The 25,623-nt window shown below is 63.6% G+C and carries 24 protein-coding genes and 1 other RNA gene; 8 read left to right on the top strand and 17 right to left on the bottom strand.

Annotation, left to right across the window (positions count from 1 at the left end; translation table 11 throughout):
* The first annotated feature begins 6 nt into the window (after positions 1–6).
* On the top strand, positions 7–714 hold the full coding sequence (locus ACPS74_RS07525; protein ID WP_029648769.1) for a class I SAM-dependent methyltransferase: 708 nt from the start codon (positions 7–9) through the stop codon (positions 712–714).
* A gap of 3 nt (positions 715–717) precedes the next feature.
* Complete coding sequence (locus ACPS74_RS07520) at positions 718–2,037, top strand: MFS transporter (RefSeq protein ID WP_029648768.1); 1,320 nt, start codon at positions 718–720, stop codon at positions 2,035–2,037.
* A gap of 111 nt (positions 2,038–2,148) precedes the next feature.
* Here the strand turns inward: ACPS74_RS07520 and ACPS74_RS07515 are convergent, their stop codons facing one another.
* Both ACPS74_RS07515 and ACPS74_RS07510 read right to left on the bottom strand, forming a co-directional pair.
* Positions 2,149–2,610, bottom strand: coding sequence for a pseudoazurin (locus tag ACPS74_RS07515; protein ID WP_029648767.1), 462 nt, complete (start codon positions 2,608–2,610; stop codon positions 2,149–2,151).
* 178 nt (positions 2,611–2,788) lie between these two features.
* Complete coding sequence (locus ACPS74_RS07510; protein WP_029648766.1) at positions 2,789–4,600, bottom strand: ABC-F family ATP-binding cassette domain-containing protein; 1,812 nt, start codon at positions 4,598–4,600, stop codon at positions 2,789–2,791.
* A gap of 100 nt (positions 4,601–4,700) precedes the next feature.
* Between ACPS74_RS07510 and ACPS74_RS07505 the strand changes: the two genes are divergently transcribed.
* Positions 4,701–5,360 (top strand): class I SAM-dependent methyltransferase, encoded by a 660-nt coding sequence (locus ACPS74_RS07505; RefSeq protein WP_029648765.1) that lies wholly within the window; start codon positions 4,701–4,703, stop codon positions 5,358–5,360.
* Positions 5,361–5,363: 3 nt separating this feature from the next.
* Here ACPS74_RS07505 and ACPS74_RS07500 read toward each other — a convergent pair whose 3' ends face one another.
* Positions 5,364–7,007 carry a L,D-transpeptidase family protein gene (locus ACPS74_RS07500; RefSeq protein ID WP_029648764.1) on the bottom strand — a complete coding sequence of 548 codons (1,644 nt, stop codon included), beginning with the start codon at positions 7,005–7,007 and terminating at the stop codon, positions 5,364–5,366.
* 417 nt (positions 7,008–7,424) lie between these two features.
* On the opposite strand from ACPS74_RS07500, the gene ACPS74_RS07495 reads away from it, so the two are divergent.
* Positions 7,425–7,721, top strand: a complete 297-nt coding sequence (locus ACPS74_RS07495; RefSeq protein ID WP_014890644.1) for a type II toxin-antitoxin system HicB family antitoxin — start codon at positions 7,425–7,427, stop codon at positions 7,719–7,721.
* Here ACPS74_RS07495 and ACPS74_RS07490 read toward each other — a convergent pair whose 3' ends face one another.
* From ACPS74_RS07490 to ACPS74_RS07450, 9 genes are all read right to left on the bottom strand, one after another.
* Positions 7,722–7,916 (bottom strand): type II toxin-antitoxin system HicA family toxin, encoded by a 195-nt coding sequence (locus ACPS74_RS07490; protein ID WP_029648763.1) that lies wholly within the window; start codon positions 7,914–7,916, stop codon positions 7,722–7,724.
* A gap of 147 nt (positions 7,917–8,063) precedes the next feature.
* On the bottom strand, positions 8,064–10,424 hold the full coding sequence (locus ACPS74_RS07485) for an ATP-dependent helicase (protein WP_029648762.1): 2,361 nt from the start codon (positions 10,422–10,424) through the stop codon (positions 8,064–8,066).
* A 129-nt stretch (positions 10,425–10,553) separates the two neighbouring features.
* Positions 10,554–10,850 carry a ribbon-helix-helix domain-containing protein gene (locus ACPS74_RS07480; RefSeq protein WP_051381699.1) on the bottom strand — a complete coding sequence of 99 codons (297 nt, stop codon included), beginning with the start codon at positions 10,848–10,850 and terminating at the stop codon, positions 10,554–10,556.
* A complete protein-coding gene (locus ACPS74_RS07475) occupies positions 10,847–11,044 on the bottom strand; it encodes a DUF4169 family protein (RefSeq protein WP_029648813.1) in 198 nt (65 codons plus the stop codon). The genes ACPS74_RS07480 and ACPS74_RS07475 overlap by 4 nt, the downstream gene beginning before the upstream one ends.
* The gene (locus tag ACPS74_RS07470; RefSeq protein ID WP_029648815.1) at positions 11,044–11,634 is read right to left on the bottom strand and encodes an SspB family protein; all 591 of its coding nucleotides are present in this window, start codon (positions 11,632–11,634) and stop codon (positions 11,044–11,046) included. The genes ACPS74_RS07475 and ACPS74_RS07470 overlap by 1 nt, the downstream gene beginning before the upstream one ends.
* Before the next feature lie 99 nt (positions 11,635–11,733).
* Positions 11,734–12,091, bottom strand: a transfer-messenger RNA (tmRNA) gene (gene ssrA / locus ACPS74_RS07465).
* Positions 12,092–12,181: 90 nt separating this feature from the next.
* Positions 12,182–12,415 carry a hypothetical protein gene (locus ACPS74_RS07460; RefSeq protein ID WP_036241446.1) on the bottom strand — a complete coding sequence of 78 codons (234 nt, stop codon included), beginning with the start codon at positions 12,413–12,415 and terminating at the stop codon, positions 12,182–12,184.
* 136 nt (positions 12,416–12,551) lie between these two features.
* Positions 12,552–13,157, bottom strand: coding sequence for an aminoacyl-tRNA hydrolase (gene pth, locus ACPS74_RS07455; protein ID WP_029648817.1), 606 nt, complete (start codon positions 13,155–13,157; stop codon positions 12,552–12,554).
* A gap of 64 nt (positions 13,158–13,221) precedes the next feature.
* On the bottom strand, positions 13,222–13,863 hold the full coding sequence (locus ACPS74_RS07450; RefSeq protein ID WP_029648818.1) for a 50S ribosomal protein L25/general stress protein Ctc: 642 nt from the start codon (positions 13,861–13,863) through the stop codon (positions 13,222–13,224).
* 237 nt (positions 13,864–14,100) lie between these two features.
* Between ACPS74_RS07450 and ACPS74_RS07445 the strand changes: the two genes are divergently transcribed.
* Positions 14,101–14,406 carry a PepSY domain-containing protein gene (locus ACPS74_RS07445; protein ID WP_239753883.1) on the top strand — a complete coding sequence of 102 codons (306 nt, stop codon included), beginning with the start codon at positions 14,101–14,103 and terminating at the stop codon, positions 14,404–14,406.
* Positions 14,407–14,543: 137 nt separating this feature from the next.
* Here ACPS74_RS07445 and aspS read toward each other — a convergent pair whose 3' ends face one another.
* Both aspS and ACPS74_RS07435 read right to left on the bottom strand, forming a co-directional pair.
* The gene (gene aspS / locus ACPS74_RS07440; RefSeq protein WP_029648820.1) at positions 14,544–16,325 is read right to left on the bottom strand and encodes an aspartate--tRNA ligase; all 1,782 of its coding nucleotides are present in this window, start codon (positions 16,323–16,325) and stop codon (positions 14,544–14,546) included.
* A gap of 588 nt (positions 16,326–16,913) precedes the next feature.
* Entirely contained in the window at positions 16,914–17,102 is a 189-nt protein-coding gene (locus ACPS74_RS07435) for a DUF1192 domain-containing protein (RefSeq protein WP_029648823.1), read from the bottom strand.
* Positions 17,103–17,213: 111 nt separating this feature from the next.
* On the opposite strand from ACPS74_RS07435, the gene ppdK reads away from it, so the two are divergent.
* A complete protein-coding gene (gene ppdK, locus ACPS74_RS07430) occupies positions 17,214–20,009 on the top strand; it encodes a pyruvate, phosphate dikinase (protein WP_370646270.1) in 2,796 nt (931 codons plus the stop codon).
* 186 nt (positions 20,010–20,195) lie between these two features.
* On the opposite strand, the gene ACPS74_RS07425 is transcribed toward ppdK, so the two are convergent.
* On the bottom strand, positions 20,196–20,867 hold the full coding sequence (locus ACPS74_RS07425; protein ID WP_051381771.1) for a Crp/Fnr family transcriptional regulator: 672 nt from the start codon (positions 20,865–20,867) through the stop codon (positions 20,196–20,198).
* A 107-nt stretch (positions 20,868–20,974) separates the two neighbouring features.
* Between ACPS74_RS07425 and ACPS74_RS07420 the strand changes: the two genes are divergently transcribed.
* Together ACPS74_RS07420 and ACPS74_RS07415 are read left to right on the top strand one after the other, a co-directional pair.
* Positions 20,975–21,391: a secondary thiamine-phosphate synthase enzyme YjbQ gene (locus ACPS74_RS07420; RefSeq protein WP_014890629.1), complete on the top strand. Its 417-nt coding sequence runs from the start codon at positions 20,975–20,977 to the stop codon at positions 21,389–21,391.
* A gap of 144 nt (positions 21,392–21,535) precedes the next feature.
* Positions 21,536–22,822: a cell wall hydrolase gene (locus ACPS74_RS07415; protein ID WP_029650672.1), complete on the top strand. Its 1,287-nt coding sequence runs from the start codon at positions 21,536–21,538 to the stop codon at positions 22,820–22,822.
* A gap of 891 nt (positions 22,823–23,713) precedes the next feature.
* Here ACPS74_RS07415 and ACPS74_RS07410 read toward each other — a convergent pair.
* A complete protein-coding gene (locus ACPS74_RS07410) occupies positions 23,714–24,379 on the bottom strand; it encodes an aminotransferase class IV (RefSeq protein ID WP_029650676.1) in 666 nt (221 codons plus the stop codon).
* On the bottom strand, positions 24,328–25,512 hold the full coding sequence (locus ACPS74_RS07405) for an aminodeoxychorismate synthase component I (protein ID WP_036241858.1): 1,185 nt from the start codon (positions 25,510–25,512) through the stop codon (positions 24,328–24,330). The genes ACPS74_RS07410 and ACPS74_RS07405 overlap by 52 nt, the downstream gene beginning before the upstream one ends.
* Positions 25,513–25,623 lie beyond the last annotated feature (111 nt).

Below are 25,623 nucleotides of genomic sequence, written 5' to 3'. Positions count from 1 at the left end.
TGGCTCATGAACGCCGATGTAAAGAGCGCATACTCAGGCGAGATTTTCGATCTCTGGGACACCTATGAGAAAGTCGTCGTCAAAGATTTCATGTTCCATGCGGCGCTCGGCGAAGAGGTCGAGCGCGCCTTGCGCGAGCGCTTCGAAGGGCGCGCCTTTTCTCTGCTCGATCTCGGTTGTGGCGATGCGCATGTCTTTGCGCCGATTCTGCGCCGCATCCCTCCGGCGAGCTACAAGGGGATCGATCTTTCGGACACCGCGCTCGCGCTCGCAGCCGAAAATCTGAAATCTCTGCCATGCCCCGTGCAGCTCGCGCACAGCGACATGCTGTCGGCTCTGTCCGACGGCGTCTCCTATGATGTCCTCCACAGCAGTTTCGTTCTGCATCACCTGTCGACCGAGGACAAAGCGGAATTCTTTCGCCGTGCATCGCGGGCGCTCGCGCCCGGCGGATTGCTGTTGCTGGTCGACACGATGCGCGAGGAAGACGAAACGCGCGATGACTATCTGAGGCATTATTTCGCCTGGATCGAGAAGGACTGGACTGGCCTTTCGCGAGCTGAGAAGGACGCGATTTTCGATCATGTCTCGACAAGCGACTACCCGGAGCCATTGTCGCTTCTGGAGCAGCAGGCGCGCGCGGCAGGTCTTAAGCGCTTGCCCGGCGATGTTCCGCATCGCTGGCACCATCTCATGCGCTTTGAGCGAGCTTAACTGATGTCGGATGCGGCCGTCGCAGCGCCCCCCAAGCTCGGCGCGCCGCATGAAACCGTCGACGCCGACCGTGTCGTCGCGAAAGTGGCGCGGCGACTGATTCCGTTTCTCGTCACCGCTTTTATCGTCGCCTATCTCGACCGCGTGAACATCGGCTTCGCCGCCCTGACAATGAATGCCGAACTTGGCTTCACGCCGGAATTCTTCGGCTGGGCCGCCGGGGTTTTCTTTATCGGCTATTGCCTGTTCGAAGCGCCGAGCAACTACGTCATGCATCGCGTCGGCGCGCGCCTGTGGATTGCGCGCATCATGGTGAGTTGGGGCCTTGTTTCGGCGCTCACCGCCTTCATCTGGAGCGAGGCGAGCTTCGTTGTATTGCGTCTGTTGCTCGGCGTGATGGAAGCCGGTTTCGCGCCGGGCGTCATTCTCTATCTCACCTATTGGATTCCCGCCGCCCAGCGCGCGCGCGTTCTCGCCAGCTTCCTGATTGCGGTTCCTCTCGCCAGCGCCATCGGATCGCCGATCTCGGGATTCATCCTCGCCTCGCTGAACGGGGTCGGCGGGATCAGCGGCTGGCGCTGGCTGTTCCTGATGGAGGCGTTGCCTTCGATCATTCTCGGGGTCTTCTGTTTTTTCTATCTGCCTGACGGACCTCAGTCCGCGAAATGGCTCACGTCCGGCGAAAAGGCGTCGTTGCGCGCCGTGCTCGAGCGCGAGGCCGGGCGCGATCATGGCGACCATTGGCGCGCGCTCAAGGATGTGCGCATTCTGATTCTCGGCGTCGCCTATTTCGAGATCGTCATCGCGCTCTACGGCTTGAGCTTCTGGCTCCCGCAAATCATCAAGGCTTTCGGATTTGGCGTCATCGCCACGAGTTTGCTGGCGTCCATTCCCTATATTTGCGCCGCGCTGGCGATGTGGGCCTGGAGCCGCAGCTCCGACCGGCGGCGTGAGACCGTCCACCACACGGCGCTCGCCGGCGTCGTCGGCGCAATCGGGCTGGCCTGCGCCGCCTATGCGCCGACGCCGTTGCTGTCGATGATCGCGCTGTCCGTCGCCGCTGTCGGCGCAGTGGCCGCGCTGCCGACTTTCTGGAGCTTCACGACGCTGGCGCTCGGAACGGGCGACGCCGTGGTTGGCGTCGCGGTGATCAACTCGATCGGCAATATCTCGGGTTTTGCCGGGCCGTATCTCGTCGGTCTCGTTAAAGGCGCGACGGGCGAATTTTCTGACGCGCTGCTCGCGCTCGCCCTGGGACCGCTGATCGCAGCTCTGCTGATTCTTCGCATCGGCAGAGTCAGCCTTCGGTTTCCTCGCGCGTGATCTCGAGTTCCAGCCATTTCTCGGTTCCGGAGAGAGGCTTTCGCCGCGGCGAAAGCCTCTTTTGTTGCGGCTGATTGGACGTTCGCCAACGCCGCATTGAGGCGCGAAGACTCAGAGGCTCCCCAGAAGTTTCGTCATGACCTCGCCCGCCTTGCCGGGCAGTTTCGCCTGCTTGGCGGCGTCGAGATTGGTCGGCTCTCCGACGATGACGACGCCGACCATTCCCAGCGTGTAGTGCGGATCGCAGCGGAAGCCATAGACGCCGGGCGTGGACAGCGTGATCGCCAATTCCTCATTGATCTTGCCGCGGAAGGGCCCCGCGCCCGAAGGGAGCAACTCCTTTATGGTGACGGCGTTATGCCCCTTATCTGCCGCGACGAATTTAATCGTGTCGCCCGGTTTGATCCGCACGACCTCCGGCTCGAACACCATGTAACGGTCCGCGCCCTTGTTGAGCATTTTGATCTCGACGGTTTCACCCGCCATCGAAGGGCGCGACCATCCGATGAGGATCGCAAGAGCCAAAACCGTCGCGCCCAAAGGGCGGCCGAAGGTGAGATATGCGCGTGTCACGAAGCTTTCTCCCTGGAACTATTATTAGTTGACGCGCCAATGCAAATTTCTGTGCAACGGCGCTTCTCTTGGAAGAGAGCCCGACATCTAGCTATGCTGTTTTTGATCATCAATAACGAGCGGCAAAACTTCGCATGGAAGACTTCCATTGTGCCGACTTCTGTAGAGCGGAATTCTTCTAGTTTGACCGCTCTTCCTCGCGCTTGATTTCGAGCGCGAGCCACTCATCTTCTGCCTTGGCGATGTCGGCTTGAAGCACGGCGAATGCTTCGCTCGCCTTGGCGAATTTAGCCGGATCGCGCGCATAGAGCTCCGGGTCATCAAGCAGTCTCTGCAATTTCGCGCATTGTTCCCGCAACGCGTCGATCTTGCCGGGCAGGGTCGCGAGCGCATGCTGCTCTTTGAAGGAGAGCTTCTGCCGTATCGCCGCCTTCTCGCGCGGCGCGGGCTTTTCTTTCGTCTCTCGCGCTGAGGCGATCACGCCGCGCGTCTCCACGCCCTTGCCGCGCTGAGCGACCATGTCGCTATAGCCGCCGGCGTATTCAATCCAGCGGCCGTCGCCATCGCTCATCAAAACGCTGGTCGCGACGCGATCGAGAAAATCGCGATCATGGCTGACGACGATCAGCGTGCCGGGATAATCGGCGAGCATTTCCTCTAAGAGATCGAGCGTTTCGAGATCGAGGTCGTTCGTTGGTTCGTCGAGCGCGAGGAGATTCGACGGCTTCGCCAGCGCCCGCGCAAGCAGCAAGCGTCCGCGTTCGCCGCCCGAAAGCCTGCCGATGGGCGTGCGCGCCTGTTCCGGCTTGAACAGGAAATCCTTCATGTAGCCGATGACGTGACGCCGCTCGCCATTGATCTCGATCGTGTCGGAGCCGCCGCCGGTCAGCGCGTCCTGCAAAGTGGTTCCCGGATCGAGACTCGCGCGGCTTTGCTCGAGAGTCGCCATTTCGAGATTGGCGCCTAATCGCACCTTGCCGCTGTCGGGCGCGAGCGCGCCGGTCAGCATGTTGACGAGCGTCGTCTTGCCGGCGCCGTTCGCGCCGATGATTCCGATGCGATCGCCCCGCAGAATGCGCGTCGTGAAATTCTCGACGATGACGCGCGCGCCATAGGACTTGCCGATCTTGATCGCCTCGATGACCAGCTTGCCGGACAGCTGCGCTTCGCTGGCTTCAAGTTTCACGTCGCCGGTCGGCATGACGCGGTCGCGGCGCTCCGCGCGCAGATCATGCAGGCCCCCGAGTCGCTTCATGTTGCGCTTGCGCCGCCCCGAAACGCCGTGGCGCAGCCAATGTTCTTCGGCGACGATCTTGCGCTCCAACTTGTGCTGCTGCTTTTCTTCTTCCTCCAATTCGCGATCGCGCCAGGCCTCGAACTCCTTGAAGCCGCGGGCCAGATGGCGCGTGCGGCCGCGGTCGATCCAAAGCGTTTCCCGGGTCAGATCCTGAAGAAAGCGGCGGTCATGGCTGATGAGCACGAGCGCCGAGCGCAAGGCCGCGAGTCTTTCTTCAAGCCACAGGATCGTCGGCAGATCGAGGTGGTTCGTCGGCTCGTCGAGCAGCAAAATGTCGGGCTCAGGCGCGAGAACGCGGGCGAGCGCCGCACGCCGCGCTTCGCCGCCCGAGAGGCGTGCGGGGTTTTCGTCCCCCTCTAGCCCCAGATCGTTGAGAAGGGTTCTGGCGACGTGAGGATCGTCGAGCGGCCCGAGGCCAGCTTCGACATAGGCAAGCGCCGTGGCGAAGCCCGAAAAATCCGGCTCCTGCGGCAGATAGCGCAGCGATGCGCCGGGCTGCAGGAAACGCACGCCGGCATCCGGCTCGATTTCGCCGGCCGCGATCTTGAGCAGCGTCGATTTGCCCGAGCCGTTGCGGCCGACGACGCACAGCCGCGCGCCTGTCGCGACGGCGAAATCGGCGCCTTCCAGCAGCGGCTTCCCGCCGAGCGTGAGCATGACGCCCTGGAGGGCGAGGAGGGGCGGAGGGGCCATTGGAAGCTTAGCAGCGTCTTATGAACATGAGATAAGCTTCTTCCACGCAGGCGGGCCGGTTGTCACCCCCGAAGCCGTCGATAGTTCCGGAGCGAGAGCGATGCCGATCACCACCGAGCAAATTCACGCCGGACAGGCGGTCTACACGCCGAAGATGCTCGCGATTTACGATGTGCTGGTGCTCGGCCTTTCCAATCGCTGGATCTGGAAATGTCCGACGCCGCGGCTGCTCGCCCATTACGATCAACACATAAGCGGCAATCATCTCGATGTCGGCGTCGGCACCGGCTATTTTCTCGATCGCTGCAGGTTTCCCACTCCGACGCCGCGCATCGCGCTGATGGATTTAAACCGCGATGCGCTGCAATTCTCGGCGCGGCGCATCGCCCGCTACGAGCCGGAGACCTATGTGCGCAATGTGCTGGAGACGATCGACTTTGACGGCGCCAAATTCGACTCGCTCGGCGTCAATTATCTCCTGCATTGCCTACCGGGCGACATGGCGACAAAGGCGCGCGCGTTCGATTGTCTGTCGCCGTTGATGTCGCCAGGCGCTGTCGTGTTCGGCTCGACGCTGCTGCAGGGCGGCGTGGCGCGCAGCTTCGCGGCGCAGAGGCTGATGGCGTTCTACAATTCCAAGGGCGTATTCTCGAATACGCAGGACGATTTGGCGACGCTGACGCGCGAACTCGAAAAGCGCTTCAGCGCGGTCAACGTCGAAACGGTCGGCTGCGCCGCGCTGTTTTCCGCGACCGTGTAAGGTTCAGGCGCCTAGCCCCAAAGCCTTCCGTACCCGCGCCGAATAGCCGTAGAGATCAGGGCGCAGCACGATTCGCCCGCCTTCATCGACATAAGCGGTGAAATATTCGATGTGGATCGGCAGCGGCTTGGCGAGATTGATGTAGCGCTCCGAGCCGCCGATCAGCCGGCGAACGCGGCTCTCCGACCAGCCGCTGCCGGGGCCGAGCACGGCTTCGGCGAACGCGAACGGCGCGTCGACGCGCATGCAGCCATGGCTGAAGGCGCGATGTGATGCGGAGAACAGGTTGCGCGACGGCGTATCGTGCAAATAGACCGAGAAATCGTTCGGGAACATGAATTTGATGCGCCCAAGCGCGTTACGTTCGCCGGGCGGCTGGCGCACCACGAGCTTGCCGCCGCGATAGGACACGTTGAAGCCGCTCGCCGCGATGGCGGCGACGTCGCCATTCGCTTTCGGCAGCATCTCCTTGTTCAGGATCGACGGCGGCACGTTCCAATACGGATTGACGATGAGGTACTGCAGCGCGTTGGAGAAGATCGGCGTCGGAGTCGCCTCTTTGCCGACGATGACGCGCGTGCGATGCGTCACCTCGCCGTTGCGTACGACGGCGAGTTCGAAATCGGGAATATTCACCTCGACCCGTTCTTCGCCGAGGTCGCGCGGCAGCCAGCGCCACCGCTCCATATTGGCGATGATTTCGGCCTCGACTCGCGAGGTTGAAGCTTTGGCGAGCCCGGCGGCGCGACGCCGCTTGGACTTGCTTGCAGGCGGGAGGACGTCGCTCTGGGTGACGTTCCCAGTGGCTGCGGCGTAAAGTCCGTCAGAGGCCGGCGCGCTGGCGCGCTGCGTTCTCAGCTCGATGAGTTTTTCGCGCAGCTGCTGATAGCCATAATGCGTGGGGTTATAGGCCTGGAGCGCGTCGCCGGCGGTTGCGCCGGCGCCGGCGACTTCGGCCACGGCCAGCGCCGGATCGGGGAGGGTCGTTTTCGCGCCGACGAGTCGCGAAATGCGCTCAGGTTCGATCCGGGCGCCGCGCGCCTGAAGCGCATAGGCGGCGATGGCCTCCGACAGAGCGAGTTCGTCCGCCGCCTTGGGCGCCGCCTTTTCGGCGTCGGGCGCGGCGTAGGCGCGAAGATCCAGCCCGTCGTCGGCGGCGAGCGCGAGGCGCGCGAGCGCGGCCCGAGCCGAGGCGCGCCATTCTCCATTCTCGATCCAGAAAGGCGCGAGATCCCGAGCGGCGTAGGCGGTGGCCAGCGCCGCGCGCAGACGATGGCGTTCGGGGCCGAGAGCCGCGCCGCCGGACGTCGCCCAGGCGTCGAGCGCCACGGCGAGATCGCGCTTCTCTTCAGGCTGAAGGCTCCAGGCGAGGTCGAGCGCGTCCGGTTTTACAGGCTCGGCGCGCAGCTCGACGTCGAGCAAAACTGCGGCGGGCGCGGCGTCCGCGACGGCGAAGTTCGGATTGTCCAAGGGCGCGCGCGTCGGGACGCGCTCCACGTCAAACAGCGCGACCAGCGGCGGCGGGTCGAACAGTTCGGCGCGGCGCGGCGGATACTGCGCTGCGACCGCGGGAGCGGCGAACGCCGACAGGGTCGCGGCCGCAAGCGCAGCGCGGAGAAGTCGCTTGGCTTTTTCGCCAGCGGTCATAGCGGTTCCTTGCGCAAAATCCCGTCGCGGCGAGATCTGCGGCGCCTTTCCAGTCAAGATATGGGTGGAGCGCCGCCGCGCGGCAATCCTCCATTGCTTCGCCGGAACAGTAACGCGCGGCGTCAGGCTTGTGAATCGGCGCGAGGCGGCGCGCCCGGCTCACCATCCGAAAAAGCCGGACTGTGGCGGCGACGCCACAATGGAGGCGGGCTCCCAATCCAGGTTGGCGAGGCGTACTCACCGCGTCACGACCGCGCTTGTCGCGCCCATCCCCGCGACGACACGATGTGATCGTGAGAACATGAGCCGATTGCCGTCCACGCGATGCGTTTCGCGATGTCCTGTACAGTGGCGCCGGGCGATGGCGGGCCGGACTCGAACGCGCTATGATTTGTTATGGACCCCCAGAGGCCGCCAATGAAGCCCTACATCGTCATCGTCCATAAGGACGAACACAGCGCCTACGGCATGAGCTTTCCCGACGCGCCGGGATGCTTTTCGGCCGCCGACGAGATTGATGACATCTTCGCCATGGCGGCTGAAGCGCTGGAAGGGTGGACCGAAGCGATGATCGAATTCGGCGATCCATTGCCGACGACGCGCGATTTGTCGGACATCAAAGCCGATCCAAAATGGGCTGATAGCTTCGAAGACGCGGAGCTCGTGATCGCCTTGCCGGCTCCGCGTCCCGAATTGATCCAGCAGGCCGCTTGATTAATTCTTCTCCCAGCCGGCTTGCCGGTAAATGTGCTTGACGGTTCCGATAGGGATGTCTTTTCGCGGGTGAGGCACGGTAACGATGTCTCGCCGACCGCTCTTTGCGAAGTGATGATGGGAACCAGTAACGCGCACGCGCCGCCATCCCTCTTTTTCGAGGCGGCGAATGATGTCGCGGCTGTTGGTGAGCATGTGAACGCCTTTTCGATTCGGCGCTCATTATTTCAGCAAGAAACAGCCTCTGGCGGACGAAGAATAGTTTTCCGCATTATGCACATTGCGGTGATGAAATACGGGGAGATTGGGGAAAGAAGTTGATCAGGCCTTGACTGTCTCGAATCACCCTGCCTCTACAAAACTCTCGAGCACCATCTTCCTGCCGGCCTTGTCGAAATCGACCGTGAGCTTGTTGCCGTCGACGGCCGCCACCGAGCCAGGCCCGAACTTCAAGTGAAACACCCGCGCGCCCACTACAAAGCGCGAACCGCCGCTTGAGCGCGCGATCACTTCGCCCTCGATCGTCACGGGCTGCTTGCCGCGTGCGCCGTGCGACTCGCGCGCCGCGCCGGTGCGCGCGGAATCGCTGCGCGCCGCTTGCGCGCGCTTCCATCCCGGCGTCGAATAGTCGGAGCCGTAGACGTCGAGATTGGCGAAGCGCGAGACGCCATAGGAGCCATATTGCGAACCGCTCGGCGCTTCGACCACCTCGACATTGCCCGTCGGCAGATTGTCGATGAAGCGCGACGGCACGGTCGCCTGCCACAGCCCGTGAATGCGTCGGTTGCTGGCGAAATAGATCTTGGCGCGGCGCTTGGCGCGCGTCAGGCCGACATAGGCGAGACGGCGCTCTTCCTCGAGGCCGGCGCGTCCCTGTTCATCAAGCGTGCGCTGGCTTGGAAACAGCCCTTCCTCCCAGCCGGGGAGATAAACGGTTTCGAACTCGAGGCCCTTGGCGCCGTGCAGCGTCATGATCGACACGCGCTCTTGATCGACAGCGCTGTCGGCCTCCATGACGAGCGACACATGTTCGAGGAAGGACTCGAGGTCGGGAAAGGCCTCCATCGCCCGGACGAGCTCTTTCAAATTGTCGAGCCGCCCGGTGGCCTCTGGCGTTTTGTCCGAACGCCACATCTCGGTGTAGCCGGATTCATCGAGCACCTGCTCGGCAAGCTCATGCTGCGGCTTTGAATCGATCAGCGTGCGCCAGCGGTCGAGATCGCCGATGAGGCCGCGCAGCGCGCCGCGGGGCTTTGGCTTCAGCTCCTCGCTTTCGACAAGCACGCGCGCCGCCTGCATCAGCGGAATGGCTTCGCGCCGCGCATATTCATGCAGCATTTGCAGCGTCGCGTCGCCGAGGCCGCGCTTGGGCGTATTGATGATGCGCTCGAAGGCGAGATCGTCGGCCGGCTGCGCGACGCAGCGCAGATAGGCGAGCGCGTCGCGAATTTCGAGCCGCTCGTAAAAGCGCGGGCCGCCGATGACGCGATAGGGCAGGCCGATCTCGACGAAGCGCTCTTCGAATTCGCGCATCTGAAACGACGCGCGCACAAGAATGGCGATCTCTTCGAGCGAATGGTCCTTGCGGCTCAGCTGCTCGATGTCCTCGCCGATGCTGCGCGCTTCTTCCTGGCTGTCCCAGACGCCGGTGAGCGTCGGCTTCTCGCCTTCGCCGCCATCGGTGAACAGCGTTTTGCCGAGCCGGCCTTCATTATGCGAGATGAGATGCGAGGCGGCGGCGAGAATATGTCCGGTCGAGCGGTAGTTGCGCTCCAGGCGGATGACCTTGGCGCCGGGAAAATCCTGCTCGAAACGCAGGATGTTCTCGACCTCGGCGCCGCGCCAGCCATAGACGCTCTGATCGTCGTCGCCGACGCAGCAGAGATTTTGTTTCCCCGGCGCCCGCTGCGAGATCAGCCGCAGCCACAAATATTGAGCGATATTCGTGTCCTGATATTCGTCGACCAGAATATATTTGAAGCGGCGCTGATAGTCGGCGAGCACATCGGGATTGTCGCGAAAGAGCCGCAGACTCTCCATCAAGAGATCGCCGAAATCGACGGCGTTCAAGACCTTGAGCCGCTCCTGATAGAGCGCGTAAAGCGCAGCGCCCTTGCCGTTGGCGAAGCTCTCGGCGTCGCCGGCGGGAACCTGCGCCGGCGTCAAGCCGCGGTTCTTCCAACCGTCGATGCGCATGGCGAGCGCGCGCGCCGGCCAGCGTTTGTCGTCGATGTTCTCCGCGCGCAGCACCTGCTTCAAGAGGCGGATCTGATCGTCGACATCGAGAATGGTGAAGTTGGGCTTCAGCCCGACGAGTTCGGCGTGACGGCGCAGGATCTTGGCGCTGATCGCGTGAAAGGTGCCAAGCCATTGCATGGCTTGCGCGCCTTCGCCGACGAGGGCTTCCACGCGCTGGCGCATCTCGCGCGCCGCCTTATTGGTGAAGGTGACGGCGAGGATTTCATAGGCGCGCGCCTTGCCGAGCGCGAGGATGTGGCCGATGCGCGTCGTCAGCGCGCGCGTCTTGCCGGTGCCGGCGCCGGCGAGCACGAGCACCGGCCCGTCGAGCGTTTCGACGGCGGCGCGCTGCTCGGGATTGAGCGCGTCGAGATAGCGCGGCCGTCCCGCGCTCGCCGCGGCGCGCGCGGCAAGCCCGCCCGTCTGCGGCGCGTAATCGTCGATCTCGGGCGGAGGGCTCTTCATGATTCTTCAATCATATAGGAGAACGGAAGGCGAATCACGAGATTGCGGCGCTTCACCTCCCCCTTGAGGGGGGAGGTCGCTCGCCGCAGGCGAGCGGGAGGGGGTGAGAAAGGTATGTGTGGCGGCAGTTCACCCCACCCCGGCCTGCCTAGCAGGCCGACCCTCCCCCTCGAGGGTAGGGTGTAATTCCAACGCCCGCTCCAGCACGAACACCCGCAGCGCCGAGGAGAGATTCGCCTCTCCGCGCCCCGCATCCACCCGCGCGATGAGCGCCGCGAGCGACACGTCCTCCTGCGCGGCGATGTCTTTCAGCGCCCGCCAGAAGGCGTCTTCAAGAGAGACGCTGGTGCGATGGCCGGCGATGACGACCGAATGCTTGACGACGAGACGGGAACTGGCGTCTAGAGCGGGCTGCGCCTCGCTCACGCCTGATCGTCCGCTTCTTCCCGCTCGCGCCGATGCGCCTCGAGCCTGGCGCTTTCCAGCTGCGCCTGCGCGGCGGTCAACTCCCGCTCGGATTTGCTGCGCCCGAAGGCCGCGCGCTTCGCTTGCGCGGCGTCGTCCTTGGCGCGGCGGTCGCGCTGTTTGCGCGCGCGCCGCAGATTGACGACCTCGCCCATCAGGGCTTTTTTCGGAAGGCGTCGATCGAGACGACCTTCTCGTCGCCGTCTTCCTTGGCTTCGACCGGCTTAAGTTTTCTTGGCTTATCGGCGCTCGGCGTCTTGTTCGGCTCTGCTTTGGCGGGATCGGCCTTTGCCGGCTTGAACTCCTTCACCGGCTCCGGCGTTTTCACGACGAGGCTTGGTCCGGCGGAAGGCGCGTCCTCCTCTTCGCTGTCCTCAAGCGCGTCATCGGCGCTCTCAAACCGCAGGCCGAATTCGACGGCAGGATCGAAAAAGCCGGTGACGGCCGAGAACGGCACGTAGAGATGCTCGGCGACTGAGCGGAACGATAGGGTGACGCCGAAACCTTCTTCGTCGACTTCCAGATCCGAATATTGATGCTGCAGGATGATCGTCAGCTCGCTCGGCCATTGCTCGGCGAGGCGTCGCGACATCGTAACGCCCGGCGCGTCGGTGCGGAAGCTGATGGTGAAGTGATGGTCGCCGGGCAGATAGCCATTCTCGGCGACGTCGCCCAGCACTTTGCGCATGACGCCGCGCATGGCGTCCTGAACGAGAAGATCGTAACGAATTATGTCTTTAGCCATTGCGTCGCGCCAGACTGCCATCTGTGTGGTCGACCGGCTACCGCTTCCGACCGCCATGCCTGCCGCGCTTGCATCACGGCGGCGCGGCGCGAGAAATGAAGTGGAGGCTTCTGTTGCCAGGCGCCTCCTGACCCCGCCTAGAAGTGCTAACCCCTAGGGCTTAATTCCCAGTTTGGGCGCCGCATTACGCGGCGACGGCCACCGGAGCATAGTTGTCGTTGGCAACTATAAGTTTGACCCGATAACGGCGGTATCATGCCGAGCAAAAAATCACCCTTTACACCCTCGTCAATCCTATTTCGCCCCCGCCGAAACCCGCCGCCCGGACGGGCTTGGGTGGAGGCGCCGGGTACCGCCCCCGGGTCCGAATGGTTTATTACGGTGTTCGTTTATCGCCATAGCCGACGCAAGCGACGGCAGACTGAATATAGGCGCTTGCGGGATTTTGTGAAAGGGCGTCGTGGGCGTTGAAAGCTCGGTCGACCATAGCTGGCTGCGGTCGACCGATTTTGTTTCAGGAAAGGAACGTTTTTGGAAATCGTTCCGCTCACGCCGACTTATGCTTCACGGGATGATGGACGTTCCGTCCGTAGTGTTTCGCCTGATGCTTTGCGGCGTGCTTTCCGTGGTGTTTCACGCTCTTGTGCTTGGCGGCCGGAGTCTTGGTTGACTCGATGGCGGCCGGCTCGTTCGAGTCCGCGGCGGCGAGCGCGGCGCTCGACTGGATCAGAACTGGAGCGGAAAGCATGGCTGCGACTGCGAGCATTGTGGTGAGTTTCATGGATAAGTCTCCGTCTAGGAAACAAGCGTCCGCTTTTGGACGCTGACTCGTAGCACTGGCGCTCTGAACAGGGGCTGAAACCGGCGTTCATCTGGCCTTCATCGCCCAGCGTCGCCCCACTGCACGAGAAGCCGTCCTATGCCTCCCCGACGCGTTTCACCGCGCCAAAACCCTTCGCGTCGAGGGCCAGGTGCAGCCGGTTCTGCAATCCGGCGTCGTCGCCCTTGACGAGCAGTCCGGCGTTTTCGGCGATCGCCTCGCAGAGCGCACCCACCCATGGCTCCTCGCTTTTGGCGAAATCGCTGAGCACATAGGAATGAACGAGCGCCTTATCGCCGGGGTGGCCGATGCCGAGCCGCAGCCGCTTGTAGTCATTGCCGATATGCGCGGTGATCGAGCGCAGCCCATTGTGGCCTGCGACGCCGCCGCCTGTCTTGATCCGGCATTTGGCCGGCGCGAGATCGAGTTCGTCGTGAAGGACCACGATCTCATCGACGCCGATCTTGTGGAAACGCGCGGCTTCGCCGACCGAACGGCCGCTCTCGTTCATATAGGTCTGCGGCTGCAGCAGCATGACCTTTTCGCCGCCGATCGCCGCTTCGCTGACGAGGCCTTGGAAGCGCGCCCGCGCTTGTGGAAAGCCGTGTCGCTTGGCGATCGCTTCGAGCGCCATAAAGCCGATATTGTGCCGGTTTTTGGCGTAGGCGCGCCCGGGATTGCCCAGTCCGACAAGGAGCAGCATGTGAGCCTCTGACATAAAAATGGCCGGGCGAACCCGGCCATTATCACGGTGAGCTTCGCAGCGCTTACTTCTTCTTTTCTTCCTTGGCGGGAGCGGCCGCAGGCGCAGCCGCCGCGGCCGGAGCCTCCTCGGCGCCGCCGCCCGCCGGCGGCGTTAGGCTCGCGACGGTGAAATTCTTGTCGGGATTCGTGGGCTTGCAGCCCTCGGGCAGCGGAATCGCCGAAATATGCAACGAATCGTTGAAGTCCATGCCCGTCAGGTCGGCGGTGATGGCCTCCGGAATATTGTCGGCCGGCACCCACATCTCCACCGTGTGATAGACGATGTTGAGCGCGCCGCCGCGCTTGATGCCAGGCGCCGCTTCCTGATTGATGAAATGCACCGGCACTTGCACGCGCAGCCGCGAACCCGGCTTCAGGCGCAGGAAATCCACGTGCATCGGCGTGTCTTTGATGACGTCAAGCTGATAGTCGCGCGGGATGGCGCGCTCCTTCTTGCCGTCGATGTCGAGTTCGAAAATCGTCGTCAGGAAGTGCCCAGCGAAAATCAGCTGCGAGAGGCTCTTCTTCTCGAGCGAGAGCGGCTGCGGCGCTTCGCCGCCGCCATAGAGCACTCCTGGTATACGGCCCTCACGGCGAACGCTGCGGGCGGCCCCCTTGCCTGTCCCGCTGCGCACCGTGGCCGCGAGCTTTTTGGTCTCGGCCATGTCGGTGTCCTTTAAATCAAAAGAAAAGGCGCTGCTTCGCCTCCAGGGGTGTCGGAAACGCAGGCGCCGCGGCGCTTATAGGGGACCGCGCCACGGGAGGCAAGGCAGAGGGCCGAAACATTCAGTCCGCCCCCTTTCCGATAGTGGCTGACGCCTCATATGGCCGCAGATCGCCGGCCTTTGGGCGGCATGGCGCAGCCGCGGCTTCGGTCCGGCTGCAAGAGAAAGGGTTCCAACATGCATACACTCGTGACTTGCATGGCGCTTCTTGGACTCGTCGGCTTGGCGGCGACGCCGGCCCAGGCCGACCGTCGGCTCACCGGTCAGGAGAAATCAAGCATACGATCGGCGATGAAGGACATGGGCTGTTCGGGTGGCAAGATGGAATTTGACGACGGAAAATTCGAAGTCGACGACGCCAGGTGTCGGGGCGGCAAACAATACGATTTAATGTTCGATCAGAATTTCAAGCTGACCAGCAAGGAGCTCGAAGACAACGGCGGTCGCGGGCACTATGGCAGCGGACATTATAACGCGCGATAACACCCGCGACAACAGGCGCGGCGCGTATTAACGCCGCCTTTCGGCGGCCATAGAAATTGCCGTCCGCGCGCAGCGCACACATAAGGCTTCGCGGCGCCTTTGCGGCGCCGCGATCCGCCTCCGCTCTCGTAGCGCGCCTACGCCTTGGTCTCCGGCAGATTCAGCCGGATGTGCAGTTCGCGCAGATGCTTCATCGTCACTTCCGACGGCGCGCCCATCAGCAAATCCTCGGCGCGCTGATTCATCGGGAATAGCGTCACTTCGCGTAAGTTTTCCTCTTCGGCGAGCAGCATCACGATGCGATCGACGCCCGGCGCAATGCCGCCATGCGGCGGCGCGCCATATTGGAAGGCGCGATACATGCCGCCGAATTTCTCGATCAGCACGTCTTCGCCATAGCCGGCGATCTCGAAGGCTTTCTTCATGACGTCGGGACGATGGTTCCGGATCGCGCCGGACGATAATTCGACGCCGTTGCAGACGATGTCATATTGGTAGGCGAGGATGGTGAGCGGGTCCTGACCTTCCAATGCCTCCATGCCCCCCTGCGGCATCGAGAAGGGATTGTGCGAGAAGTCGACCTTCTTCTCGTCCTCGTTCCACTCGTACATCGGGAAGTCGACGATCCAGCAGAATTCGAAGACATCTTTCTTCGATACGCCGAGTTCGTCGCCGATGCGGATGCGCGCCATGCCGGCGAGCCTTGCGGCGGCGGTCTCTTCGCCGGCGGAGAAGAACACCGCATCGCCCGCCTTGACGCCCGCCTTGGCGGCGATTGCGGCCTGCGCCTCCGCGGGAATGAATTTCGCGATCGGGCCCTTGCCGGCGAGCGCGCCGCCTTCTTCCTCAAAGATCACATAGCCGAGGCCCGGCGCGCCTTCGCTACGCGCCCAATCGTTCAATTTGTCGAAAAAGCTGCGCGGCTGCGCGGCGGCCCCCGGCGCGGGTATGGCGCGCACGGTCTTGCCTTTGAACGCCTTGAAGCTCACGTCTTCGCGGGCGAATTCCTCCGACACGTCGGCGATGAGCAGCGGGTTGCGCAGATCCGGCTTGTCGGTGCCATATTTGAGCATCGACTCGCGGAAGGAAATGCGCGGGAATTTCTGCGTGACCGCCTTGCCGTTCGCGAACTCCTCGAAGAGTCCGCGCAGCACCGGCTCGATCGCGCCGAACACGTCTTCCTGCGTCACAAAGCTCATCTCGACGTCGAGCTGGTAGAACTCTCCCGGCGAACGGTCGGCGCGCGCGTCCTCGTCGCGAAAGCAGGGCGCGATCTGGAAATAGCGATCGAAGCCCGCGACCATGATGAGCTGCTTGAATTGCTGGGGCGCCTGCGGCAGCGCGTAGAATTTCCCCGGATGCAGGCGCGAGGGCACGAGAAAGTCGCGCGCGCCCTCGGGCGAGGACGCGGTCAGAATCGGCGTCTGGAACTCGAAGAAGCCCGCCTGCTTCATGCGCATGCGGATCGAGTCGATGATCCGGCCGCGCAGCATGATGTTCTGGTGCAGCTTCTCGCGCCGAAGATCGATGAAGCGATATTTGAGCCGCGTGTCCTCGGGATAGGGCTGGTCGCCGAAGACCGGCACCGGCAATTCGGCGGCGGCGCCCAACACCTCGATCTCGTTGACGTAAACCTCGACCTGTCCTGTCGGCATGTCGGGATTTTCGGTGCCGGCGGGGCGCTTGCGCACCTCGCCGTCGAGCCGCACCACCCATTCGGAGCGCAATTTCTCCGCCTGCGCGAAGGCGGGCGAATCGGGATCGACGACGCATTGCGTCAGGCCGTAATGGTCGCGCAGGTCGATGAACAGCACGCCGCCATGATCGCGGATGCGATGGCACCAGCCGGAGAGACGGATTTTCTGGCCGACGAGCGCCTCGTTTGGTTCTCCACAATTATGCGAACGGTAGCGATGCATTTTATCTCTCTGGAGGCGGTGAGGCGCCGGCGCGCGAAACCCAGCGTTTCGCGCGGACAAGCACACGGGAGCGCGGAATTTGTCAAGCGCACGATGGAGAAAGCCACGGGCATTCTAGCCGAACGAAGTCAGTGCGATGCGCTCTATCTTCTTGACAGTAAAGCTCCCCTTCGGCACCTTGTATTTGCGTTTCTCAACTTTGGGCTTTCCGATGGATAGGTATTATTTGTGGTTAGTCAAAGCGGTTATAATTACTCTTGCGGCGTCGACGTTTGCGGGATGCGGCGTAAAGTGGAGTAAGCCGTTCTGAGTTAAACAGGATTCCTTTACCCTTACATGAAGTGATATACATGAAACGCCTTCGCATAGGATTCGCACTCTTTTTGCTGGCAACTCTTTCGGCGTGTGGAGGAGGAAAGTGGGACGTGGAGGCTTTCCCCCGCTACGGCAAATTACCCGGCCCCAGCGGCAAAATTTGAGAGGGATCGCTGCGACGGGGTAGGGGCTTTCCTCAACAGCGACCGCGGATGCTCGAGCGCGGCGACCAGCGCGTTGGCGCAGGATGCGGATACGTTCTACTGTAACCGCTCATTTCCGGAAGAACGCTTCCGCCGCCGCGCTCGCCGCCTGTTTGTCCGCGCGCTTGGCTTCAAGCCGGGCGATCTCCTGCCGTAGTCTTTCGATGCGCTCGTCGAGTTCGGCGACGGACAGCAGATCGAGCGGCTGGCCGATCTCGAAAGCCGCCGGACGCGGCGCGTCATCCTGTTCGCTTTTCATCACCGCGCGACCTCGGCTGGATTTCTTCGCTCGCTGGCCAAAATAGCGCTCAAGGAGTCGCGCGCCAACTTGTGGACGCGCGTCATTTGAGCGTAACTTCCGGCGCGCTTGATGATCCGCGCAGGCGGGGCGTCGGCGGCCGCGGCGCGGCCGGAAGCGCCCAAGAACGCCAAGACCGCCAAGGCGCGGCGCGTCCCGCGCCCGCCTCTCTTTCCGGACGAAATAGTTATGACCAAGTGGGTGTATAGTTTCAGCGCCGGTCGGTCCGAAGGATCGGCGTCGATGAAAGAGCTTTTGGGCGGCAAAGGGGCCAATCTGGCTGAAATGGCGGCGCTCGGACTGCCAGTGCCGCCCGGCTTCACCATCACCACCGAGGTCTGCGCCTATTTTTACGCCAACGCCAAGACCTTTCCCGCCGATCTCGCCGGGCAGGTCGACGCCGCGCTTGCCGATATCGGCCGCGTCGCCGGGCACGCTTTCGAAGACCCGCAGCAGCCGCTGCTCGTCTCGGTGCGTTCGGGCGCCCGCGCCTCAATGCCCGGGATGATGGACACTGTGCTCAATCTCGGTCTCAACGACGAGACCGTGGAAGCGCTCGCGCGCAACTCCGGCGACGAACGCTTCGCATGGGACTGCTACCGACGCTTCATCGAAATGTATTCCTCCGTCGTGCTCGGCGTGGAACATCACCAGTTCGAGGACGCGCTGGAGAGAATCAAGGAGGGCAAGGGCTTCGCGCTCGATACGCAGCTGACGGCCGAGGATTGGCGCAAGGTCGCCGCGCAATACAAGGCGATCGTCGAACAGGCCGCCGGCAAGAGCTTCCCCCAGGATCCCCGCGAGCAATTGTGGGGCGCGATCAAGGCGGTGTTTTCATCCTGGATGAACAATCGCGCCATCGTCTATCGCGGCCTGCACAACATCTCCGAAAGCTGGGGGACAGCGGTCAATATTCAGGCGATGGTGTTTGGCAATATGGGTGCGCAATCGGCGACCGGCGTCGCCTTCACGCGCAACCCTTCGACCGGCGTGCGCGAGCTCTATGGCGAATATCTCATGAATGCGCAGGGCGAAGACGTCGTCGCCGGCATCCGCACGCCTCAACCGATCGCCCAGTCCGCGAGCCACGCCTCCGGGTTCGAGAAAATCTCGCTCGAAGCGGCGATGCCGGCGATCTTCGCCGAATTCAAGGGATACGCCGACAAGCTCGAACGCCACTTCCGCGACATGCAGGACATGGAGTTCACCGTCGAGCGCGGGAAATTATGGATGCTGCAGACGCGCGCCGGCAAACGCACCGCCCGCGCGGCGCTGAAGCTCGCCGTCGACATGGCCCGCGAAGGACTCATCGGCAAGGATGAGGCGATTACGCGCGTCGAGCCGCAGTCGCTCGAACAATTGCTGCATCCGACGATCGATCCCGCGGCGAAGCGCAATATTCTCGCCACGGGTCTGCCCGCTTCGCCGGGCGCGGCTGTCGGCGAAATCGTCTTCGATCCGGAAGAAGCCGCGAAGCTCGCCTCGAATGGACGCAAGATCATCCTCGTGCGCATCGAGACGAGTCCTGAAGACATCACCGGCATGCATGGGGCGGAAGGCATTCTCACCGCGCGCGGCGGCATGACCTCGCACGCCGCCGTCGTGGCGCGCGGCATGGGCAAGCCCTGCGTCACCGGCGCCGGCGCGCTGCGCATCGACTATGAGGACCAGAGCTTTACCGTCGCCGGCAAGCGTTTCGGCAAGGGCGACCGCATCACCATCGACGGCTCCGCCGGCCAGGTCATCGCCGGCGAAGTGAAGATGCAGCGGCCGGAGCTCACCGGCGAATTCGCCGTGCTGATGTCCTGGGCGGACCAGAAACGGCGGCTGAAAATCCGCGCCAACGCCGAAACGCCGTCAGACGCGCGCGCCGCTCGCCGCTTTGGCGCCGAAGGCATTGGCCTCGCGCGCACCGAACACATGTTTTTCGAGGGCGAGCGCATTGTCGCGGTGCGCGAGATGATCCTCGCCGACGACGCCGAAGGACGCCGCCTCGCGCTGGCGAAACTGCTGCCCATGCAGCGCGAGGACTTCAAGCAGCTGTTCGAGATCATGTCGGGCCTGCCGGTCACGATCCGCCTGCTTGATCCGCCGCTGCATGAATTCCTGCCGCATTCGGACGCCGAGATCGCCGCCGTGGCGCGGGCGATGGGCGCCGATCCGGTGAAGCTGCGCCGCCGCGCCGCGCAGCTTTCCGAATTCAATCCGATGCTCGGCTTTCGCGGCGTGCGGCTCGCCGTCATCTTCCCCGAGATCGTCGACATGCAGGCGCGCGCGATTTTCGAGGCGGCGATCGAAGCCAGCCTTTCGACCGGCGAACCCGTCGACATCGAGATCATGGCGCCGCTCGTCTTCACGCGCGCGGAGCTCGATCTCGTCAAGGCGCGCGTCGCCGAAATGGCGAAGCTCGTCGAGGGCGAGACCGGGATCAGGCCGAACTATCACGTCGGCACGATGATCGAATTGCCGCGCGCGGCGCTGCGCGCCGGCGACATCGCGCCATCTGCGGATTTCTTCTCCTTCGGCACCAACGACCTGACGCAAACGACGCTCGGCATTTCGCGCGACGATTCGGGATCCTTCCTCAACGCCTATGTCGAAAAGGGGCTGCTGCCTGCCGACCCTTTCGTGACGATCGATCAGGAAGGCGTCGGCGAGCTGGTCGAACTCGGCTGCAAACGCGCCCGCGCCGCGAACCCGACGATTACGCTCGGCGTCTGCGGCGAGCATGGCGGCGATCCGGTTTCCGTCGCCTTCTTCGACAAGATCGGCTTCGACTATGTGTCCTGTTCGCCGTTCCGGGTGCCGATCGCGCGGCTCGCCGCCGCCCAGGCGGCGCTCGGCGAAAAGGCCGTAAGCACGGCGTGATCCTGCTCGAAGAGTAGCGCTAAGAAAGACGCGCGTCTTGCCGGCTCGTCATGGCCGGGCTTGTCCCGGCCATCCACGTGTCAACATTGAATGCGCCTTGCAGCCATTGCGGAACGTCCCGGCGTGGATGCCCGCGACAAGCGCGGGCATGACGCAGGAGAGACGCCGCGCGCGTTCCGCCGCGCCTCACGCGCTCTCCAGTTCCTGCTCGCGGTGATTCATCTCGAAGCGGCGCACGATCAGCCGCACGAGATACAGGCCGAATTCGGGGTTTTGAAAATAGAGCTGTTCGAACTGCTCATAGGTGATGACGAGCAGACTGACGTCGCTATTGCAGCGCGCCGTCGCGGTGCGTTTGCCGTTTGTCGTAAATAGCGCCATCTCGCCGAAAATGGCGCCGGGCGAGAGAAGCGCGCCGCGTTCGACGATTTCGACTTGTCCTTCGACGACGACAAAGGCCTCGTCGGCTGCGTCGCCCTTCATGAAGACCGCTTCGCCGCGTCGCAGCGTGCGCGGATGCATGAAGGGCTTCAGCCATTCGATGTTCAGGTCGGTGCCGTTGGCTACGCGCACGCTGGCGATGAGCTTGCGCATTTCGCGCATGCGGGTGAAATTGAGCGGCAGGTTGATCGCATGTTTGGCGATCGTCGGCGGGCTGGCGATGATGAGCCCCAAGGTCACGCCGAGCACATTGCCCAGCATCGCCGTGATGCGCAGCGGGATCATCCGCTTCATGTAAGCGGCGCCGACGACCGTCGACGCTTCGGCCCAGGCGAGCGCCGTCAGCGCCACCCCGCCGACGGTCTTTCCCGTATCCGACGCGGCCCAGCTCATTAGCGTATCGATCAGTTCGGACATTGCAGCTTCCATCCTTACGGCGCGCTTAACCTTTGCGCGTAACCAAGACAAGCGTTCAAAAAGCGCGCGGGACTGGACTTTCCCATGCGCTTTCGCACATTCGCTCCATGCGACAAACGAGCCGAATCCTGCGGATCGACACATCCGGGCGCGGATTTTACGAATTTACCGAGGCCGTCCGCGACTTTGCGCGCGGCGCGCGCATGACGCAGGGGCTGGCGACGGCGTTCTGTCGCCACACCTCCGCGTCGCTGCTCATTCAGGAAAACGCCGATCCCACCGTGCTGCGCGATCTCGAAGCCGTCTTCGCAAGGCTCGCGCCCGAAGGCGCGGATTACGCCCATGATACGGAAGGCGCTGACGACATGCCGGCGCATATCCGCGCCGCGCTTACCCAGACGCAGCTCTCGATTCCCCTCATTGGCGGCGCGTTGGCGCTTGGAACTTGGCAGGGCGTCTTTCTTTTCGAGCACCGCCGGCGGCCGCACCGGCGCGAGGTCGCGCTGCATCTGATCGGCGAATGATCGCGCCGTTGCGTCATTCTGGCACGATGGCGGCGCCGCGCCGGCAACGGTTCCGCAAGGCTAATGAACGATAAGGTTTGCGAAGGATCGCATCCGGGGCGGAGCGACGCAAATCGCGGCGCCTTGCCAGACGCGCCGTCGCACATGGATCAGTCTATGCGTCGCCAGTCGAGAACGCGTTTCGTGCGCAGAGGGGTTGCGCCCTGGGTCTTTAGCGTAACGGCGCCTTGGGCGCTCGGCGTCGGCATGCTGGTCTCCTTCACCGCGGTCGCCGGGCAGGACCCCGTCGCCGACTGGCGCGTTTCTCCGCTCGCGGCGCGCGCGCCAGGGGCGCTGACGCTCGGCTTCAGCGAGGCGGCAAGCGGCGATTACGGGTTCTATGGCCCCAGCCGCGCCCAAATTCAGCAGGCGCGCCTCAACGTCGGCGGCCCGGAGGAGGGCGTTTCCGACGAGCGCGAGCCGCATGTCGATCTCAAGCCCGACGTGAAGCATTTTCCCCAGGTCGATCGGCGGCATAAGGGCGATCCGGTGGTCGCCATGCGGCCCGGTTTCGAGACGCGCCGGCCGCAGCCGGCGAATTTAGGGCTGAGCGAATCGCCGCCACTCTCCTTCGGCCTCGATGGCAAGTCGACTCGGCCGACGGCGACGCCGCTTGCGCCTCGCGGCAAAACCCCCGGCGACGAAGCGCTCGAAGAGGCGGATGCGGGCTCCGCGCCCGAGCCGGCGACGACGCAAAAGTCGATGGCGGCCGCCTCGCCGGCGCAGAGTTCGTCGATCTCGACGCCGACGGGGGCCGATGCGCCCCGCGACCTCGGGCGGGAGGCGCTGACCGAACGCGCCCTTCATGGCGCATCCCCGCAGACGCCGCGCGCCGTCGCGCTGGGCTCCTCGACGCCGGCGGTGCCGGACGCCGTGCCCATCGAAGTGTCGTCTTTCCCCGGCGCGACGCTGGCGCTGTCGACGCCAGGCAAGGAATTGAGCGCATCCCGTCCAGATTATGCCGCTTCGATTGATCCGGAAAAGCTTGGCCGCGAGGCCCGCTGTCTGGCGGAGGCCGTCTATTTCGAGGCCCGCAGCGAGCCCGAGGCGGGGCAGGCGGCCGTCGCGCAGGTCGTGCTCAACCGCGTCCAGAGCGGGCTATATCCGGCAAGCGTCTGCGGCGTCGTCTATCAGAACCGGCACCACTATCGTGGCTGCCAATTCTCCTTCGCCTGCGAGGGCAAGTCGCTCCGCATCACCGAAGGCGACGCCTGGGAACAGGCGGTGCGCGTCGCCAAGGAGGTCATGGTTGGTCGAACCTACATCTCCGACGTCGGCCGTTCGACGCATTACCACGCCAATTACGCCCATCCGCGCTGGGCGCGCGCGCTGAGAAAGATGGACGTCATCGGCAGGCATATTTTCTACCGGCTGAAGCCGGGACAGACCTAAGACGTGTAGCGCGACAAAACGAATGGCCTCTCGCGACAGATCATATGGTCGCGCCCTCAAGCGCGGCTGATAACCTCCATTAGGCGGCTTCAGGCTCCGCAAATAGTCAGCGCACGAACGGCGGCTCCTTGCCTTCCCCGCGCCACACAGGCCGGCGGCGACCGCCTTTCAGGGGCAGGCGCAGCCCTTAATGCGCATCCATGGTGGGATATTCGATTGTAAACCGTTTCGAAGAGAGGTAATTTACGGTAGCTTAGTCGCTGAGCACATTGTGTTATCAGTATTATATGAGGCTGGCCTTATGCAATTTGAGGTCACAATTGAGTGTCGCACTGCGTCGCTTGTCGGAGATTCAGTCTCCCGCAGCCAGGAACTCGCCAACATTCTAATCGCTGTCGCCGCGGATTTGTTGGACCAAGGCTTGGCGCCCGGCGCCCAACTGCCTTTGCGCGACCGCAACGGCCACTCTGTCGGAATAGCCCAACTGACTGAACGCCCCCACATGCTCGCTTCCAGCTCGCCCCTAGAGCTGAACGCGGGAGCCGGCGCTGATCGTCTACGACAAACAGGCGGCCACGCGCCGCCATTGCGTCGGAAGCTTTTGCTGACCAGACGCTTGCAGCGTGACTGATGCGCTGCACTGTGCTCCGCCAAACTCGACCCGCGTCCACTTCCTAAATCCCGCAATCCCGCAGCCATTGTCGCGTTACATTTCTACCGCGGCCCTGGCCTGCGCCGATGGCATTTTCCCTGCGAACGCCGGAAGAACCAGAAGCGAGCGTGCGGGACAACAAAGCGGCGACATTCGGCGGCGGGACGATTATCGGAATCCTGGGGGGGTGGGCGGCGCTAAGTTTCGGCTGGAGGAGCCGCTTTTCAGCCGCTAATCCGTTAATCGATGAGCCGCGCGCGAACCAGACCGCGCACCGAATTGCCGAGTAAAAACTCGGACCCCGAAATATCTTCGAGCCGCAGGATCGACTCGCGGGCGCGCCCTTGCGCGAGGAGGGCCGCGCGCAGCGTTCCCGGCAGCAGGCCGCAGGACAGCGGCGGGGTCAGCAAAATGTCGCCCTGAGGCGCGAAGAGGTTGCAGCGCGCCGCTTCGCAAAGCTCGCCCCGCTCATTTTGAAAGAGAACTTCATCGGCTCCAAAGCGCTGCGCCGCATCAGTGAGCGCGTCTTCATAGCGCGCGCGCCGCGTCGTCTTGTGCCGCAACAGCGGATCGGCGGAGGAAAAGCGCCGTTTTGCGACGGCGACGCGCCAGGCGGTATCGAGCGGAATCGGTTCGATCGGCGTGACGCTGGTTTCGATCGTTCCCTCGCGCGCCAGGACCAGCCGCACGCGCAGGCGCCCGCTCGACTCCCCCGCGACAGCGGCGTTCAGCGCATCGCGGACTCGCGCTTCGTCATGGGCGAAGCCGAGCGCGGCGCTCGACGCCGCAAGCCGCGCGAGATGTTCCGGCAAGAGGCGAAAGCCCTCGTCGCGCGTCCACAGCAGCGTTTCGATCAGGCCGAAGTCGTTCTCGCGCCCGTCAGAAAGCGCGCCTTGATCAGACATTCCTCATACTCTTCGCGCGCGCGGGAATCGGCGACGACGGCGGAGCCGACATTGCAGACGAGGTCGCCTTCCGCAAAAATGGTCAGCGTGCGGATCGCGACGTTGAAACGAATGTCGCCATCAGGCGCGATGACGCCGAGCGCCCCGCAATAGACGCCGCGCGCGGCGCATTCGAGATCGCGGATGATCTCCATCGCGCGGATCTTGGGCGCGCCGGTCACCGAGCCGCAAGGGAAAAGCCCGGTGAACAGATCCTTCAGCGTCACGTCGTCGCGCAGCCGCGCCTCGATGCCCGACGTCATCTGATGTAGCGTCGGATAGGTCTGGATGGTGAAAAGATCCGTCACTTTCACCGTGCCGACGACGGCGAGCCGCGACAGATCGTTTCGAAGAAGATCGACGATCATCAGATTTTCGGCGCGCGATTTTTCGTCTTCGACGAGATATTGCGCGCGCGCCATGTCTTCGGTCGGCATCACGCCGCGCTGCGCGGTGCCTTTCATCGGGCGGGCGCGAATGTCGCGGTCCTGCGCCTCGAAGAAGACTTCCGGCGAGAGCGACACGACGGTTTCGGCTTCCAGCGCGACGACGCCGCCATAGGCGACCGGCTGGCGCTTGCGCAGACCACGATACAGCGAAAGCGCATCGCCGTCATATCGTCCGTACAGCGGGAAGGTGAGATTGATCTGATAAACGTCGCCGGCGAAAATATAGTCTCGGCACGTGTTGAATCGCTGCGTGTACTCCTCCTGAGTCCAGGCAGGGGAAAGCGGAATGTTCGGCGCCGCGCTCTCGGCGGGCGGCAGCGACCAGGGCCGCGGCGCTCGAAACGCGCCGAAGAGGAGCAGCGGCGTGCGCGCGTTGGGCGTCGCTTGAGCGGCGAATCTGGGCTCCAGCGCATAGCCGAGCTCGTAGCCGGCGTAGCCGGCGAGATAGAGGCCGCGCCTTGTCGCCGCCTCCATGCGTTCGAACGCCGCCGCGACGTCTTTCGCCGCGCGCGCGACGATGATCTCCTCCGGCTCCTCGAACAGCAGCGCCTGTCCGTCGCTGCGGCCGTCTTCGAAAACGACGTAAGGCCGCGCCGGCGCGTCTTTTTGCGTCAGGACGGCGGGTCGTTCGGCGGCGTCTTGCATTTTTGGCGGGGCTCGCAATGGAATGTGATGTTACATCAGCCGGCTCCAGTTATGAAACGGCGCGTCGTCGCGCAACCTCCGTTCCGCTTTGCTCTGGCTGCGCGCGCGGGC

It is taken from the genome of Methylocystis sp. SB2, from assembly GCF_049817085.1.
GTDB classification, from domain to species: Bacteria; Pseudomonadota; Alphaproteobacteria; order Rhizobiales; family Beijerinckiaceae; genus Methylocystis; species Methylocystis rosea.
This window is presented reverse-complemented; position numbering and strand designations above follow the sequence as displayed.

Bases quoted from the DNA above. Each gene is read 5' to 3' on its own strand.
- ACPS74_RS07525 (WP_029648769.1), top strand. From the start codon at position 7: ATGAACGCCGATGTAAAGAGCGCATACTCAGGCGAGATTTTCGATCTC.
- ACPS74_RS07520 (WP_029648768.1), top strand. From the start codon at position 718: ATGTCGGATGCGGCCGTCGCAGCGCCCCCCAAGCTCGGCGCGCCGCAT.
- ACPS74_RS07510 (WP_029648766.1), bottom strand. From the start codon at position 4,600: ATGGCCCCTCCGCCCCTCCTCGCCCTCCAGGGCGTCATGCTCACGCTC.
- ACPS74_RS07505 (WP_029648765.1), top strand. From the start codon at position 4,701: ATGCCGATCACCACCGAGCAAATTCACGCCGGACAGGCGGTCTACACG.
- ACPS74_RS07500 (WP_029648764.1), bottom strand. From the start codon at position 7,007: ATGACCGCTGGCGAAAAAGCCAAGCGACTTCTCCGCGCTGCGCTTGCG.
- ACPS74_RS07495 (WP_014890644.1), top strand. From the start codon at position 7,425: ATGAAGCCCTACATCGTCATCGTCCATAAGGACGAACACAGCGCCTAC.
- ACPS74_RS07490 (WP_029648763.1), bottom strand. From the start codon at position 7,916: ATGCTCACCAACAGCCGCGACATCATTCGCCGCCTCGAAAAAGAGGGA.
- ACPS74_RS07485 (WP_029648762.1), bottom strand. From the start codon at position 10,424: ATGAAGAGCCCTCCGCCCGAGATCGACGATTACGCGCCGCAGACGGGC.
- ACPS74_RS07475 (WP_029648813.1), bottom strand. From the start codon at position 11,044: ATGGGCGAGGTCGTCAATCTGCGGCGCGCGCGCAAACAGCGCGACCGC.
- ACPS74_RS07470 (WP_029648815.1), bottom strand. From the start codon at position 11,634: ATGGCTAAAGACATAATTCGTTACGATCTTCTCGTTCAGGACGCCATG.
- ACPS74_RS07460 (WP_036241446.1), bottom strand. From the start codon at position 12,415: ATGAAACTCACCACAATGCTCGCAGTCGCAGCCATGCTTTCCGCTCCA.
- pth (WP_029648817.1), bottom strand. From the start codon at position 13,157: ATGCTGCTCCTTGTCGGACTGGGCAATCCCGGGCGCGCCTACGCCAAA.
- ACPS74_RS07450 (WP_029648818.1), bottom strand. From the start codon at position 13,863: ATGGCCGAGACCAAAAAGCTCGCGGCCACGGTGCGCAGCGGGACAGGC.
- ACPS74_RS07445 (WP_239753883.1), top strand. From the start codon at position 14,101: ATGCATACACTCGTGACTTGCATGGCGCTTCTTGGACTCGTCGGCTTG.
- aspS (WP_029648820.1), bottom strand. From the start codon at position 16,325: ATGCATCGCTACCGTTCGCATAATTGTGGAGAACCAAACGAGGCGCTC.
- ACPS74_RS07435 (WP_029648823.1), bottom strand. From the start codon at position 17,102: ATGAAAAGCGAACAGGATGACGCGCCGCGTCCGGCGGCTTTCGAGATC.
- ppdK (WP_370646270.1), top strand. From the start codon at position 17,214: ATGATCCGCGCAGGCGGGGCGTCGGCGGCCGCGGCGCGGCCGGAAGCG.
- ACPS74_RS07425 (WP_051381771.1), bottom strand. From the start codon at position 20,867: ATGTCCGAACTGATCGATACGCTAATGAGCTGGGCCGCGTCGGATACG.
- ACPS74_RS07420 (WP_014890629.1), top strand. From the start codon at position 20,975: ATGCGACAAACGAGCCGAATCCTGCGGATCGACACATCCGGGCGCGGA.
- ACPS74_RS07415 (WP_029650672.1), top strand. From the start codon at position 21,536: ATGGATCAGTCTATGCGTCGCCAGTCGAGAACGCGTTTCGTGCGCAGA.
- ACPS74_RS07410 (WP_029650676.1), bottom strand. From the start codon at position 24,379: ATGTCTGATCAAGGCGCGCTTTCTGACGGGCGCGAGAACGACTTCGGC.
- ACPS74_RS07405 (WP_036241858.1), bottom strand. From the start codon at position 25,512: ATGCAAGACGCCGCCGAACGACCCGCCGTCCTGACGCAAAAAGACGCG.